Genomic DNA, 15,949 nt, shown 5'->3' on the forward strand with positions numbered 1-15,949 from the left:
AAATAACTTGTTTAATATTTCACAATGATAATGTGGATGCTTTCACAAAGATGAAAGTGCAGAGCATTTATTATGTACTTGTAAGACATCAAACATATTTAAAAGGAGGTACAACAAATGAAACATCCGATACATGTTACTTCAGAAATTGGGGAATTACAAACGGTTTTATTAAAACGACCGGGTAAAGAAGTGGAAAACTTGACGCCAGATTATTTGCAGCAATTATTATTTGACGATATTCCATACTTACCAATTATTCAAAAAGAGCATGATTATTTTGCACAAACGTTACGCAATCGGGGTGTTGAAGTTCTTTATTTAGAAAAACTAGCCGCTGAGGCGTTAGTAGATAAAAAACTTCGAGAAGAATTTGTTGATCGTATTTTAAAAGAAGGACAGGCCGACGTAAATGTTGCACATCAAACTTTAAAAGAATATTTACTTTCCTTTTCAAATGAAGAATTAATTCAAAAAATTATGGGCGGTGTACGGAAAAGCGAAATTGAAACAAGTAAGAAGACACATTTATATGAATTAATGGAAGATCATTATCCGTTTTACTTAGATCCAATGCCTAATTTATATTTTACTCGTGATCCAGCAGCTAGCGTGGGCGATGGCTTAACGATAAATAAGATGAGAGAACCAGCGCGTAGACGTGAATCATTATTCATGGAGTACATCATTAAATATCACCCAAGATTTGCAAAACATAATGTACCAATCTGGTTAGATCGTGATTATAAATTTCCAATTGAAGGTGGCGACGAGCTAATTTTAAATGAAGAAACAATTGCGATTGGAGTGTCTGCTCGTACTTCAGCTAAAGCAATTGAACGTTTAGCTAAAAATCTCTTTAGCCGACAAAATAAAATTAAGAAAGTGTTAGCGATAGAAATTCCAAAATGCCGAGCATTTATGCATTTAGATACAGTATTTACAATGGTTGATTATGACAAGTTTACAATTCATCCAGCCATTCAAGGGCCAAAAGGGAATATGAATATTTATATTTTAGAAAAAGGATCAGATGAGGAAACTCTTAAAATTACACATCGTACTTCTTTAATGGAAGCATTAAAAGAGGTATTAGGCTTAAGTGAATTAGTTCTTATTCCATGTGGAGGAGGAGATGTAATTGCTTCTGCTCGTGAACAATGGAATGATGGCTCGAACACATTAGCAATCGCACCAGGTGTAGTTGTTACATATGATCGCAACTATGTATCCAATACGTTATTACGGGAGCACGGTATAGAAGTAATTGAAGTGCTAAGTTCGGAATTATCTCGTGGTCGTGGGGGTCCACGTTGCATGAGTATGCCAATTGTTCGTAAAGATATTTAGTATAAATAACGGAGAAAGTAGGGATGAAGTATGTTAATGACTAGACCAAATTTAAAAGGAAGAAGCTTTCTAGCAGAAAAAGATTTTACACAAGAAGAATTGTTATATTTTCTAGATTTGGCAGCAGAATTAAAAGAGAAAAAGAAAAATGGTATCCCGCATCATTATTTAGAAGATAAGAATGTAGCGCTCTTATTTGAAAAAACCTCCACTCGTACGCGCTGTGCATTTACGGTAGCATGTACAGATTTAGGGGCGAATCCTGAATATTTAGGGAAAGGTGATATTCAGCTTGGGAAAAAAGAATCCGTAGAGGATACAGCAAAAGTGTTAGGGCGTATGTTTGACGGAATTGAGTTTCGTGGATTTAATCATGAGACTGTAGAATCTTTAGCACAAAATTCTGGTGTGCCAGTTTGGAATGGATTAACAGACATGTGGCATCCAACACAAACACTAGCAGATTTATTAACAATTAGAGAACATGTAGGGAAGTTGAAAAATGTGAAGCTCGTTTACGTTGGAGATGGACGAAATAATGTTGCTAATAGCTTACTAGTTGGTGGAGCAATCGTTGGAATGGATGTACGTATTTGCACACCAGAATCTTTATGGCCTGCACAAGAAGTAATTGATTTAGCAAAAAAATATAATGAACAGGTAATGATAACAAGTAATGTGGAAGAAGCTGTTGCGAATGCAGATGTAATTTATACAGATGTATGGGTGTCTATGGGGGAAGAAGAAAAATTTGCTGAACGTGTCGAGTTATTGAGACCTTATCAAGTAAATATGAAAATGATTAAAGAAACAGGGAATGAAAACGTGATTTTCTTACATTGTTTACCTGCATTTCATGATGTTGAAACGATGTATGGCGAAGAAGTTTACGAGAAATATGGGTTGAAAGAAATGGAGGTAACTGACGAAGTATTCCGCAGTAAACATTCAAAAGTATTTGATCAAGCTGAAAATAGAATGCATACAATTAAAGCGGTTATGGCAGCTACTTTAGGAAACATGGAGTAAAGAAGAAAGGGAGTCTTCCTTTCTTCTTTCTCCTCCTTTAGACACTATCATTCACTATTGCTTTTGTATTGTTATTGCAATTAAAGAGAGGTGAGTGGAATGGGTGAAGATAAGAAATTAGGGTTGTTTACACTAACGGCTCTTGTAGTTGGGTCTATGATTGGCGGTGGAGCCTTTAATTTAGCGAGTGATATGGCAAAAGGTGCTGGTGCTGGAGCCATTATTATTGGCTGGGTTATAACAGGAATTGGGATGATTGCACTTGGATTATCTTTTCAAAATCTAACTGTAAAACGGCCAGATTTAGATGGTGGTATTTTTAGCTATGCAAAAGCAGGATTTGGTAATTTTATGGGGTTTAATAGTGCGTGGGGATACTGGCTATCTGCTTGGCTTGGGAATGTAGCTTACGGTACATTATTATTTTCTTCATTAGGATATTTCTTCCCGATCTTTGAAGGCGGTCAAAATGTAGAATCCATTATTGGTGCAAGCGTATTATTGTGGTGTGTTCACATGTTAATTTTACGTGGAGTTCAATCAGCAGCACTTGTGAATTTAGTAACTACAATCGCAAAATTAGTACCTGTATTTGTATTTATTGTCATAGGAATCTTCGCGTTTCATATTGATACATTCTTAGATGGATTTTGGGGGCAAACTGGTTCTTTTTCATGGGGAGCAGTTGGCAGCCAAGTTAAAAGTACAATGCTTGTAACTCTATGGGTATTTATTGGGGTAGAAGGGGCTGTTGTTTTATCCAGTCGAGCAAAAAATAGAAGTGATGTAGGGAAAGCAACGGTTATTGGTTTAATTGGTACACTCATCATTTACATTTTAATCACATTATTGTCTCTTGGACTTATGCAACAAGCAGATATTGCTGGTTTGAAAAATCCGGCTATGGCTTATTTATTTGAAAGTGTTGTTGGAAAATGGGGTGCTATTTTTATTAATTTAGGTTTAGTCATCTCTGTGTTAGGTGCTTGGTTAGGGTGGACTTTGCTCGCTTCTGAAATTCCATATTTAGCCGCTAAAGATGGAGTATTTCCAAAATGGTTCGCAAAAGAAAATAAAAATAAGGCTCCAGTAAATTCATTATGGATAACAAATGGTTTAATTCAAATATTCTTGTTAACATTCGTCGTTTCTGATCAGGCGTATAACTTTGCATTCTCTTTAGCATCTTCAGCCATTTTAATCCCATATGCTTTTTCAGCATTTTATCAACTGAAGCATAGCTTAAAGTCTGAAGAAGCAGATCGAAATAAAAATATAATAATTGGCTTGATCGCAAGTATTTATGGCGTGTGGTTAGTTTATGCAGCCGGTTTAGAGTATTTATTATTAACAATGACTTTATATGCGCCAGGTATTTTTATTTTTTACAATGTTCAAAAGCAAAAGAGTTCGAAGCAAATATTTACTCGAGTGGAATTAGCATCATCCGTAGCAATTGGTGCTTTAGCATTCTTTGCGATTTATGGATTAATTACAGGCAGTATTACTTTATAAAGCGCTGTGAAAGCGAAATGAACTGGAGGGCTGAAATATGGCACGAAGAAAAATTGTAGTTGCACTAGGGGGAAATGCGATACAGTCTGGAGAAGCTACTGCGGGAGCGCAGCAAGAAGCGTTGGAAAAAACAGCGGAACAACTTGTGAAAATAATGGAAAATGATGTGGATATAGTAATTGCGCATGGAAATGGCCCACAAGTGGGGAATATTTTATTACAGCAAAAAGCTGCAGAAACGGAAAAGACACCTGCAATGCCATTAGATACTTGTGGGGCAATGAGCCAAGGGATGATTGGATATTGGATGGAAAATGCAATCGAAAAGGCATTGAAAAAGCGTAATATAAACAAAGATGTAGCAACGGTTATAACACGCGTTGTTGTGGATAAAAAAGATGAGGCATTTAAAAATCCAACTAAACCAATTGGTCCTTTTTATACAGAAGAAGAGGCCAGAAGATTAATGGATGAAACGAAAGCAGTGTTTAAAGAAGATGCTGGTAGAGGATGGAGACGTGTTGTTCCATCACCGAAGCCTGTAAGTATTCATGAACATAAAGTGATTAATTCTTTGGTCGAAGATGGAAACATAGTGATAGCTGTTGGCGGAGGTGGAATTCCAGTAATTGATTCTGAAGAAGGGTTAAAAGGAACTGAAGCGGTTATCGATAAAGATTTCGCTGCGCAGAAATTAGCAGAATTAGTAGATGCCGATACGCTCGTTATTTTAACTGCAGTTGATCATGTGTATGTAAATTATAATCAACCGAATCAAAAAAAATTAGAGCATGTCACAGTGAATCAATTAGAAGAATATATTGAAGAACAACAATTTGCTGCGGGAAGCATGCTTCCAAAAATTGAAGCTGCTATTAATTTTGTTAATACAAATCCAAAAAGAAAAACAATTATTACGTCTTTAGAAAAAGTATATGAAGCACTAGAAGAAAAAGCCGGTACTATTATTTCAAAACAGAATGTATGCATGTATGTTTAAATTATTATGTACGCTACTTAGTAGTAAAAAAAGAATGGAGTTAATAACTTCATTCTTTTTATTTATTAATATTTTTTGTACTCATTGTTCATAAAGTTTTCATGATGAAATCTGAATATATAAGTTAATTATGATAAAATTCAAATTGAATACGCTTTCTTGATTTTTCGCTCCAACATACAGCAAGAGAGAGGGAATTTTATGAATAGACGGAACGTAGTGAAAGACTTAAAGCAGTTCGAATTATTTGCTCATTTAACAGAAAAAAAATTGAAAGGCTTAACAGAGTTTGTTTATTGGCGAACTTATAAAAAAGGTCAATTTTTATTTTTAGAAGGGGATTCAAGGGAAAGAATTTACTTCATGTTAGATGGTTTTGTAAAGTTAGAGCGGGTTAATCAAAATGGGAACTTATTATACGATGACTATGTAAAGCGGTATTCTATTTTTCCTTATGGTGGTATGTTTACAGACAGAGGATATAACTATACAGCAGAAGCAATGACGGATGTGGAGGTATATTATATTCCAACGGTAATCTTTGAAGATATGGTAAAATCCAGCAGAACGCAATTGATGTACGTTGTTCAGCAATTATCATCTATATTAAAATTGAATGAAAATCGAGTGCAAAATATTACAATTCCTAATGCACAAGATCGTGTTATCCAAACGTTAAATTATTTAATGCAGGATTTAGGAGAACAGAGTGGGGAAAAGATTGTAATTTCATGTCCACTTACAACAATTGAAATATCCAAAATATCTGGAACATCTCGAGAGACAGTTAGCAGCGTATTAAAACAATTAAAAAATGATAGCATTGTTACAATTTTAGATAAAAAAATTACAATACACAATCCAACATATTTTGAAGAAATCTCAATGTGAAAATTGTATATTGATTTTTTAATTCATAATGTATATTAATAAGGTTCTTTATATATTTATAAGGAACTTTTTTACGTTATCCTCTATAAAAAGATTGTATAGTATGGTAATAATAGCTAAAATCGATAATAAAAAACAAAGTGAAGGGGAGAAAGAATGATTCGTATTGAGTATGATCGATTAGTAGCTATTTTTTACAGTATAGGGGTTTTGTTATTATTAAAAATTCCAAATGATAATGAATTAATTGGGGAAAAACTATTCAATGTCTATAAGGTTCCAATACATACGTATGTTTATATGGATTATAAAGTCTCAAATATATTGATTGTTTCTTTCATACTACATGTAATTGCATTTATATTATTTTTAAAATGGCTAGGAAAAAAGGAGTCTAGTACATTTAGAAAAATGAATAAGATAAAAGTAGTAGGCATTAGTATTTTGATTTTAATGATGCCGTTTATTTTAAATAACATCATCCAGACATTAAATAAAACATGGTACTACGCAGGAAAAACAGGGGTAGAAGCAATAGAATATAAAAAAGAAGATAGCCAGTGTAGAATGGAGAAAAATGAAGATAATATCGAACCGAAGTGCATTGTTACTTTAAAAAATTATCGTAATCATTCACAAGCATTAAAAGTTGTTTTATATGATAATGCAAACGAGAATTCAAAAAGTTATTCAGTACCGAAACCAGTCTATTTACAAAAACACGAGACAAAACAATTCGAATTTCAAGTTCCTGTTTCTTATAATAATGGTATTGAAAAAGATAAAGTACCAGATATTAAATTACATTTATTGCATGAAAATGATACGAAGTACAATTAATCTGTAAGTAAAAGTTTATGAGTAGGAGCAATAATTTGAAACGATATAGAAAATCAACTTGAATCATCCAACATACTGCAAGGTAACGGTATATTGGATGATTTTTTATGTTATCCCCTTGTTTCACGTATGAAAAGGAGGAATACTTTGTTGGAAATGAAAAACATCACAAGGATCATACATGGTTTTTACTTTACGCAATCTGTGAAAGTTAGAGCCATAATAACTAGTTTGCCAATTTTTAATGTCGATATCGGGCCAGTTCACATAGTCACCTAGTGTATAAGGATCTAAGCTTTCTCGTAAATCTTTAACCCAGCGTATATTTTGATTTTCTTCATCATCGCATTTCCAAGAGGTAATGTATTCTTGAGCAATAATTGCTTTACGATGAAAATAAGCCGTTTCATTCGGCGAAATATTTTCAACAGCACCTATGAGCGATTGATGCCAAATACTAGCATCTTTATTTGGTGCATGAGAAAGAAAGTATTGCATGATTTGAATGCCTTTAAGGGGAATAGGTTTATAGACATAGGAACCAGAGCGCTTGAAATTTTCAGGGATGTTACCGCCATTAAAAAATTCGACAGCCTTTATATAAGGAACTTCTTCTATAAAGAGAGAGGGGCTACCAGTTTCAAGAAGAGGGGATAATAGGGAATGGAGTTCAGAGGGAGAACCGACAAACTCGCCTTGTGCTTCAATTTTATTTCGTTGCTTGGCGAATAATTCGATCGATGAAGTGAGACGTTCATCTATATAAGGTGCCCAGTTTTGCCACGCTTGAAATGCAGCAATAAAGTCTTCCCATTCCCATGTAATTGAGAAAATTGATACATTTTTTATCGGGTGGACTCGAAAAGTTAAGGAAGTGACAATTCCGAAGTTTCCACCACCGCCACCACGGCATGCCCAAAAAAGGTTAGAGTTTTCTTGTTCATTTGCACGAATGAGTTTTGCACCAAATTTTCCACAAGCTTGTACCATTTCCACTTCCATTAATTGATCACATGTTAATCCAAATAAGCGCGAAAGCATACCAATACCACCGCCAAGTGCTAATCCAACAACTCCAACGCTTGCACTTGTACCAGCAGGAATTGTAACACCGTAATTCCAAAGTTCTTTATAAACAGTGCCAAGATTTGCACCAGCCTCAATTGTTGCTGTTAATTTCTTTGTATTAACAGTAATGCGATGCATTTCACTCACATCAATAATAAGTCCTCTATTTAAAAGAGAAAAATTTTCATAGCTATGACGTCCACTTCTTAACCGAAATGGTATATGACGTTCACGTGCCCATTTTAAGGCGTTACAGATATCCTTGTTATTTTGACAAAAAACAATAATACAAGGGAGTTTTGGAATACTTAAATTTAAATTCATTCGGGCTACATTGTAGTCAGGATCTGTGGGAACAACGATACGACCTGTTAATTTTGTTTGCTTCAATTTCTTACTCCTTTCCAAAATAATCAGAGCTTTTTATTAATATATGAAAAATGTCTGTAATACGCGTGGACAAGGAGAGGTGGAGAATGAGATTTACCTTTGTGAGAAATAAATAAAGCATAAGAATAAAGAATCTACATAGAGTTCAATGAAAACAGTTGCAAACTGTTCATATTTTGTTATGATAGTGTTACGAAAACGTTTGCATAAAATTCTGATGGGATGCAAAAGGAGAGAAGGACTATGAATAAGACATGGTGGAAAGAAGCAGTTGCTTATCAAATTTATCCACGAAGCTTTATGGATTCAAATGGTGATGGTATTGGAGATTTACAAGGTATTATTGCAAAACTGGATTATTTAAAAGATTTAGGTATAGATGTAATTTGGATTTGTCCAATGTATAAGTCACCTAATGATGATAATGGTTATGATATTAGTGATTATCAAGATATTATGGATGAGTTTGGTACAATGGCAGACTTTGATGCTTTACTAGATGAAGTTCATAAGCGTGATATGAAGCTTATTATTGATTTAGTTATTAATCATACGAGTGATGAACATCCATGGTTTATTGAATCACGTTCATCTAAAGATAATCCGAAGCGTGATTGGTATATTTGGCATGATGGTAAAGATGGTGCGGAGCCAAACAACTGGGAAAGTATTTTTAATGGTTCGGCATGGGAATATGATGAAGAAACAGAACAATATTATTTACATCTATTCTCACGTAAACAACCAGATTTGAACTGGGAGAATAAAGAAGTTCGCGAAGTACTATATGATACGGTTAATTGGTGGCTTGATAAAGGTATTGATGGTTTCCGCGTTGATGCGATCAGTCATATTAAAAAAGAAGAAGGCCTTAAGGATATGCCAAATCCAAAAGAGTTAAAATATGTGCCATCTTTTGATAAACATATGAATGTGAAAGGTATTCAACCTTTATTAGAAGAGCTAAAAGAAAATACATTCTCTAAGTACGATATTATGACTGTTGGTGAAGCAAATGGCGTTAAGATTGAAGATGCTGAGCTTTGGGTTGGAGAAGAGCAAGGTAAGTTCAATATGGTATTCCAGTTTGAACATTTAAGTTTATGGGATGCAGAGAAGAAGAAAGACCTTGATGTTGTAGGATTGAAAAAAGTATTAACGAAATGGCAAAAAGGATTAGAGAATAAAGGATGGAACGCTTTATATATTGAAAATCACGATAAACCACGTATCGTTTCAACATGGGGAGATGATAAACAATATTGGCGTGAAAGTGCAACAGCTCTAGGAGCGATGTATTTCTTTATGCACGGTACACCGTTTATTTATCAAGGACAAGAAATTGGTATGACAAATGTTCAGTTACCAAATATTGAAGATTACGATGATGTAGCAATTAAAAACTTATATCGCGAGAAAATTGCAGAGGGCGTACCACATCAAGATATGATGGAGATTATATGGGCTTCTTGCCGCGATAATTCACGTACACCTATGCAGTGGAATGATGAGATGAATGCTGGTTTCACAACAAGTACACCTTGGTTTAGCATGAATCCAAATTACAAAGAAATTAATGTTGAAAAGCAAAAAAATGAAGAAAAGTCTATTTTCAATTTCTATAAGAAAATGATTGCCCTGAAAAAAGAGCACGATGTACTGAACTATGGTACGTACGATTTACTTTTAGAAGACGATCCACAAATTTATGCATATACACGTACGTTACAGGATGAAAAAGTCATTGTAATTAGTAATATCTCAAAAGAGGAAGCAGTGTATAATGAGGATTTATTTGCACTAGAACGCAAACGTTTGCTTTTAAATAACTATGAAGTTGCGGAACATGAAGAAGTAACAACAATTGCTTTAAAACCTTATGAAACAAGGGTTTATCGCATTTCATAATAAAAAAGGATGCTCTTTGAGCATCTTTTTTTATGAAAAAAAATAAATTTCTATTGCAAAGTGAAAACGCTTTTATTAAAATAGATTTATGAAAACGGTTGCGTAAAGATAAAAATAAAGTAACATAAGGAATCGTTTTCATAAAGGGAACAGAAATTATAATTTAAATCATTATGTTGTTATAAATAAAGGGGAGGAAGAACAGATGAAAATTACGTCTTTTGATTTTTGGCAAAAGTTCGGGAAAGCGTTATTAGTTGTTGTAGCCGTAATGCCAGCAGCTGGTTTAATGATTTCCATCGGTAAGTTAATTGGTATGTCTGCTGGGGATGTTAACGCAGTTCATACAATTGCTCGCGTAATGGAAGACATCGGTTGGGCAATCATTACAAATCTACACATCTTATTCGCAGTAGCAATTGGGGGATCTTGGGCGAAGGATCGTGCAGGTGGTGCATTTGCAGCGCTATTAGCATTCGTCTTAACAAACCGAATTACAGGAGCTATATTTGGCGTAAACGCTCAAATGTTAGCGGATTCAAAAGCGACAGTTTCTTCAGTAATAGCAGGAGATTTACTTGTAAAAGATTACTTTACTTCTGTACTTGGTGCACCAGCATTAAACATGGGAGTTTTCGTGGGGATTATTACAGGTTTCTTAGGAGCTAATCTATATAACAAATATTATAACTATAATAAACTGCCACAGGCATTAGCATTCTTTAATGGAAAACGATTTGTACCATTCGTTGTAATTCTTTGGTCTACAGTTACTGCGATTGTATTATCACTTCTATGGCCATTCATCCAAAGTGGGTTAAATGAATTTGGTCGCTGGATTGCAGCTTCAAAAGATAGTGCACCAGTTGTTGCACCGTTTGTATATGGAACGTTAGAGCGTTTATTATTACCATTTGGTTTACACCATATGTTAACGATTCCGATGAACTATACAGAGCTAGGCGGAACATATACGATGCTAACTGGTTCAAAAGTTGGACAAGTTGTAGCAGGACAAGATCCATTATGGCTTGCATGGATTACAGATTTAAATAATTTATTGGCAAATGGAGATACGAAGGCATATAACGATTTATTAAATAACGTTGTACCAGCTCGTTTCAAAGCTGGACAAGTTATCGGCTCAACAGCAGCGTTAATGGGGATTGCATTTGCGATGTTCCGTAACGTTGATAAAGAAAAGCGTGCAAAATATAAACCAATGTTTTTATCAGCAGCATTAGCAGTATTCTTAACAGGTGTAACAGAACCAATTGAATTCATGTTCATGTTTATTGCTCCAGTATTATATGTTGTATATGCTATTACAACAGGACTTGCATTCGCGTTAGCTGATTTAATTAACTTACGTGTTCATGCATTTGGATTTATTGAGTTAATTACTCGTACACCAATGATGGTTAACGCAGGTTTAACAAGAGACTTAATCAACTTTGTTATTGTTTCATTAGTGTTCTTCGGTCTTAACTTTACACTATTTAATTTCTTAATTAAAAAATTCAATTTACCAACACCAGGGCGTGCAGGTAACTATATAGATAATGAAGATGAGGCATCAGAAGGAACAGGAAATGTACAAGATGGTTCATTAGCAACAAAAGTTATCGATTTATTAGGTGGAAAAGAAAATATTGCTGACGTAGATGCTTGTATGACACGCTTACGTGTAACAGTAAAAGACTTAGATGTTGTTGCACCAGAAGCACAGTGGAAACAAAATGGTGCTTTAGGGCTTATTGTAAAAGATAAAGGTGTACAAGCGGTATATGGTCCGAAAGCTGACGTATTAAAGTCAGACATTCAAGATATGTTAGGTGCGTAATAATATGAAATTGCTAACTTTAAACTGTCATTCTTGGCAAGAAGAGAATCAAATAGAAAAGATAAAATACCTTGCTAAAGTAATTCAAGAAGAAGAGTACGATGTCATCGCATTGCAAGAAGTAAGTCAGTCCATACAAGCTGAAAATGTATGCGGTAACAAGAAAGAAGATAATTTTGGACTTTTACTATTAGAAGAGTTAAAAGCACTACATGTAAAAGATTACAATATTACTTGGGATTTCTCTCATATTGGTTATGACGTGTATGAAGAAGGATTAGCGATTATAACGAAGCATAATATTATAAAAGAAGATACGTTCTTCATTTCAGAAAACGAGGATACAACGTATTGGAAAACACGTAAAATTGTAAGTACAACAATTGCTTATAATGGTAAAGATATAACGTTCTACTCTTGCCATCTCGGTTGGTGGAATGATGAAGAAGAGTCATTCAAAGGGCAAGTTGATCGTTTGATGGAGCGTGTAGATAGTAATAAGCTCGCCTTCTTAATGGGGGATTTTAATAACAATGCTCGCTTGGAAGGCGAAGGTTATGAGTATATGATGCAAAAAGGGTTGTATGACACATATGAATTAGCAATAGAGAATGATGAAGGAACGACTGTCCAAGGCGAGATTGCTGGTTGGGATGAAAATAAACATAATTTGCGAATCGATCTAATATTGTGTAACCAAAGTAAAAAAGTTCATTCTTCAAAAGTTATTTTTAATGGTACAAACAGAAATGTAATTTCAGATCATTTCGGTGTAGAGGTTCAATTGGATATATAATAGAAGAAATCCTCACAGAGAATAAAAGCTGTGAGGATTTTTTTTAGGAATACAAGTATTTCCAAGAGAAAATACTTGTATTTTTTATGACATTTCATATATATTTGTTATTATTGAATGTAAAACCGATTTGGTCATTTTGTATTCATACTTTGACTCACTTCGTTATATAATAAAGTAAGTGAAAGTTAATGGGAAAAAATAGTACGTTTTTGGTTAATACACGATGTAGAAAGTGATATAATTGCAAAATGCATGTATCATTTTCTAAAGAAGGAAAAATATATAATTAGGTGATAACTTCTATGAAACAGATTTGGCGTATTTATAAGACAGATTTACGGAATGTAGCCAAACATTGGGCTGCAATTGTTATTGTTTTAGGATTAATGATTTTACCATCGTTATATGCATGGTTTAACATTAAAGCTTCTTGGGATCCGTATGGAAATACAAAAGAGGTTCCCATTGCAGTTTCTAACCAAGATGCAGGTTCTAATTTAAGAGGGAAAGATATTAATATCGGGAAAGAGATTGTAGACTCCCTTAAGAAAAACAAAAATCTTGGCTGGAAATTTGTAGATGAAAAACAAGCAATTTACGGAGTTGAGCGTGGGGATTATTATGCAAGTATTACGATTCCAAAAGACTTCTCTGAAAAAATTGCAACTGTTCTGGATGAAAATCCTAAAAAACCAGAACTGGATTACTATGTGAATGAAAAAGTAAACGCGATTGCACCGAAGATTACAGCAAAAGGTGCATCAGGTATTACAGAAGAAATTAGTAAAAACTTTGTTAAAACAGCAAACGGTGAGATTTTTAAAATTTTCAATGACCTTGGAATCGATTTAGAAACAAACTTACCAAGTATCGAAAAAGTAAAAGATCTTGTATTTAAGTTAGAAGCGCAGTTCCCAGAAATGAATACACTTATGGATAAGGCGTTAGATGATGCAACTCGAGCAGAAGATGTTGTGAAAGTGGCGCAAAAAGAGTTGCCAGTTGTAGAGAGTGTTATGAATGATGGGCAAGAAGCGTTAGGGAATTTAGATAAATTCTTTGCGAGAAATGATGAAACATTGAATCGCGCTCCGGGAACTATTAAGAATAATTTAATGGTAATGCAAAAAGGTTTAGATGGTGCCGCGGCAATTACGGATTTCTTAAAGAATCCATCATTGGATTTCAATCTGGCACTTCCAGATCCGGCTAAATTCCCAGTGTTACCTAATATAACTCTTCCACAAATACCGCAAATACCAGAGATTCCAGCGTTACCGCAGGTGAATGGTGAGGGGTATAAAAATGTTGCTAAAAATATTGATCAAACTGTAAATAATGTTTTCAATTCTACTCGTGTTGGAACCGCATATGTAAAAAGTGTTATGGATGGTCTTCAAAATAAAGGTGTGGATCCAGCTGTAGCACAGAAAAATGTGCAAGATGCTTCGAAATTGCTCCAAGAGCGTATCGATAGCGTTTCATATTTGATTGATTTCTTTACAACGTTTAAGGAAGCAGCTTCAACGGACTTCGGTAAACAGTTCTTTGGAAACAGAGTGGAAAGTTTAACAGTGCTTAAAAATTCTATGGTGGATGCTAACAATAGAGTTAAGCATGTAGGAGATTTAATTAGTTCTGGCCAAGAAGTTAAACAAGATGTGCGAGATGCTGTAAATCAAAAGTTAGATGCAGTAAATAATTTAGTAAATCAAGCAGAAAAAGATTATAATACAAATTTTGTAGCAGATTTCGAAAAAGCAGTAAGCACAGCTGAACAATTGAAAAACAAAGCTGAGAATGTAAAAGAAGATGCTCAGCAACTAAGAGGTAATTTAAATCAAGATATAAAAAAAGCAAATGAGTTAGTAAATCAAACAAATGAAGCGTTAGACAATGGTAGAGAAAAATATGATAAGGCTGTAAATGATTACAGCAGATTAAAAACAGAGCTTGAAAAAGCCAGAGAAGACTTAAGTAACAAAGGTGTTAATGGATTAGATTCTACAAAAGTAGCCTTAAATGATTTGAATGGGCAGTTCAAAGCAAGTTGGAATTTAGTTAATGACATGATTCCAGTTCTGGAAAGTACAAATAAAGTGTTAGCTGATGTGAATAGTGATAAAAACCTTAATGGTACAATTTCTAAGTTAAATAAAGCAAAAGATGGTTTGCAAAAAGGAATGGATTTAACTGATAAAGGAATTGACGCTATTAATAAAGGTCAAAAACCAGCAGCAGATGTTATTGAAAGTATTAATCAAGTGTCTAAAAGTGTTTCGGGCCAAATTGGTGACATTTTAGCTAAATATGACTCAGAAATCACTCCAAATTTCAATGCAGCAATTGCTCGCACAAAAGAGATGTCTAAAAACACATCTCAAATTTTAAAAGAAGCAGACAAAAAGCTTCCAGATGTTAAAAAATTACTAGAAGATTCATCAAAAGGCTTAGTAGACGGGAAAAAGAAATTAGCAGATATTAAAGCTGAAATGCCAGCTACTGAGAAAAAGATTAAAGAATTAGCAGATAAAATTCGTGATTTTGAATCTGAAGAGGATTTAAAAGACATTATACGCTTATTGAAAAACGATGTTGAGAAGCAAAGTGATTACTTTGCGAATCCAGTAAATTTAAAAGAGAATAAATTATTTGCGATGCCGAACTACGGTTCAGCAATGTCACCATTCTATACAGTGCTTGCATTATGGGTAGGCGCATTATTAATGGTTTCATTATTAACAGTAGAAGTACACGAAGAGGGCGCGAATTATAAGAGCCATGAAATTTACTTCGGACGTTTATTAACGTTCTTAACGATAGGTCTTTCACAAGCGTTTATCGTATCGATGGGAGATATATTCTTACTCGGTACGTACGTAGTCGATAAGTTCTGGTTTGTGTTATTTAGTTTATTTATTGGTGGAGTCTTCGTTTGTATCGTATACTCACTCGTTTCTATTTTCGGAAACGTTGGGAAATCGATGGCGATCATTTTACTTGTACTACAAGTAGCAGGATCGGGCGGAACATTCCCAATCCAAATGACACCAGCGTTCTTCCAAGCAATTTATCCGTTCTTACCGTTCACATATGCAATTAGTGCAATTCGTGAAACAGTAGGCGGAATGCTATGGGATATCGTAACGCGAGATTTACTTGTGTTAAGTGCTTTCGTAGTAGTTATGATTGTTGCTGCGTTATTACTGAAAACACCAATTAACAAATCAAGTGAAAAATTTGTTGAGAATGCAAAAGGAAGTAAAATTATTCACTAAAATAAAAGGTTCCTACCGATAGAGGTAGGAACCTTTTT

11 protein-coding genes are annotated in these 15,949 nt (G+C 34.3%); 10 read left to right on the forward strand and 1 reads right to left on the reverse strand.

All coding sequences use genetic code 11. From position 1 onward, the window contains the following. The first annotated feature begins 117 nt into the window (after positions 1-117). From arcA to N2V79_RS02090, 6 genes are all read left to right on the forward strand, one after another. A complete protein-coding gene (gene arcA, locus N2V79_RS02065) occupies positions 118-1,350 on the forward strand; it encodes an arginine deiminase (RefSeq protein WP_000682344.1) in 1,233 nt (410 codons plus the stop codon). Positions 1,351-1,380: 30 nt separating this feature from the next. Next, positions 1,381-2,379 carry an ornithine carbamoyltransferase gene (gene argF / locus N2V79_RS02070; protein WP_000930283.1) on the forward strand — a complete coding sequence of 333 codons (999 nt, stop codon included), beginning with the start codon at positions 1,381-1,383 and terminating at the stop codon, positions 2,377-2,379. 99 nt (positions 2,380-2,478) lie between these two features. Further along, complete coding sequence (gene arcD, locus N2V79_RS02075; RefSeq protein WP_000503412.1) at positions 2,479-3,894, forward strand: arginine-ornithine antiporter; 1,416 nt, start codon at positions 2,479-2,481, stop codon at positions 3,892-3,894. 37 nt (positions 3,895-3,931) lie between these two features. Beyond that, positions 3,932-4,894, forward strand: a complete 963-nt coding sequence (gene arcC / locus N2V79_RS02080) for a carbamate kinase (protein ID WP_340719537.1) — start codon at positions 3,932-3,934, stop codon at positions 4,892-4,894. Positions 4,895-5,095: 201 nt separating this feature from the next. Continuing rightward, positions 5,096-5,785: a Crp/Fnr family transcriptional regulator gene (locus tag N2V79_RS02085; protein ID WP_001081906.1), complete on the forward strand. Its 690-nt coding sequence runs from the start codon at positions 5,096-5,098 to the stop codon at positions 5,783-5,785. 156 nt (positions 5,786-5,941) lie between these two features. After that, the gene (locus N2V79_RS02090; RefSeq protein WP_053565357.1) at positions 5,942-6,625 is read left to right on the forward strand and encodes a hypothetical protein; all 684 of its coding nucleotides are present in this window, start codon (positions 5,942-5,944) and stop codon (positions 6,623-6,625) included. Between the two features lie 123 nt (positions 6,626-6,748). Here N2V79_RS02090 and N2V79_RS02095 read toward each other — a convergent pair whose 3' ends face one another. Further along, positions 6,749-8,083 carry an FAD-dependent oxidoreductase gene (locus N2V79_RS02095; protein ID WP_064532151.1) on the reverse strand — a complete coding sequence of 445 codons (1,335 nt, stop codon included), beginning with the start codon at positions 8,081-8,083 and terminating at the stop codon, positions 6,749-6,751. 243 nt (positions 8,084-8,326) lie between these two features. Between N2V79_RS02095 and N2V79_RS02100 the strand changes: the two genes are divergently transcribed. The 4 genes from N2V79_RS02100 to N2V79_RS02115 all read left to right on the forward strand — a co-directional run bounded on the left by N2V79_RS02100 (position 8,327) and on the right by N2V79_RS02115 (position 15,911). Next, on the forward strand, positions 8,327-9,991 hold the full coding sequence (locus tag N2V79_RS02100) for a glycoside hydrolase family 13 protein (protein WP_001044701.1): 1,665 nt from the start codon (positions 8,327-8,329) through the stop codon (positions 9,989-9,991). Between the two features lie 205 nt (positions 9,992-10,196). Further along, positions 10,197-11,834: a PTS transporter subunit IIBC gene (locus N2V79_RS02105; protein WP_000705569.1), complete on the forward strand. Its 1,638-nt coding sequence runs from the start codon at positions 10,197-10,199 to the stop codon at positions 11,832-11,834. A 4-nt stretch (positions 11,835-11,838) separates the two neighbouring features. After that, positions 11,839-12,630 (forward strand): endonuclease/exonuclease/phosphatase family protein, encoded by a 792-nt coding sequence (locus N2V79_RS02110; protein ID WP_053565355.1) that lies wholly within the window; start codon positions 11,839-11,841, stop codon positions 12,628-12,630. A 305-nt stretch (positions 12,631-12,935) separates the two neighbouring features. Next, positions 12,936-15,911: a YhgE/Pip domain-containing protein gene (locus tag N2V79_RS02115; protein ID WP_053565354.1), complete on the forward strand. Its 2,976-nt coding sequence runs from the start codon at positions 12,936-12,938 to the stop codon at positions 15,909-15,911. Positions 15,912-15,949: the final 38 nt, after the last annotated feature.

Origin of the sequence: Bacillus sp. CH_70 (assembly GCF_038007045.1) — a bacterium.
GTDB lineage: Bacteria > Bacillota > Bacilli > Bacillales > Bacillaceae_G > Bacillus_A > Bacillus_A cereus.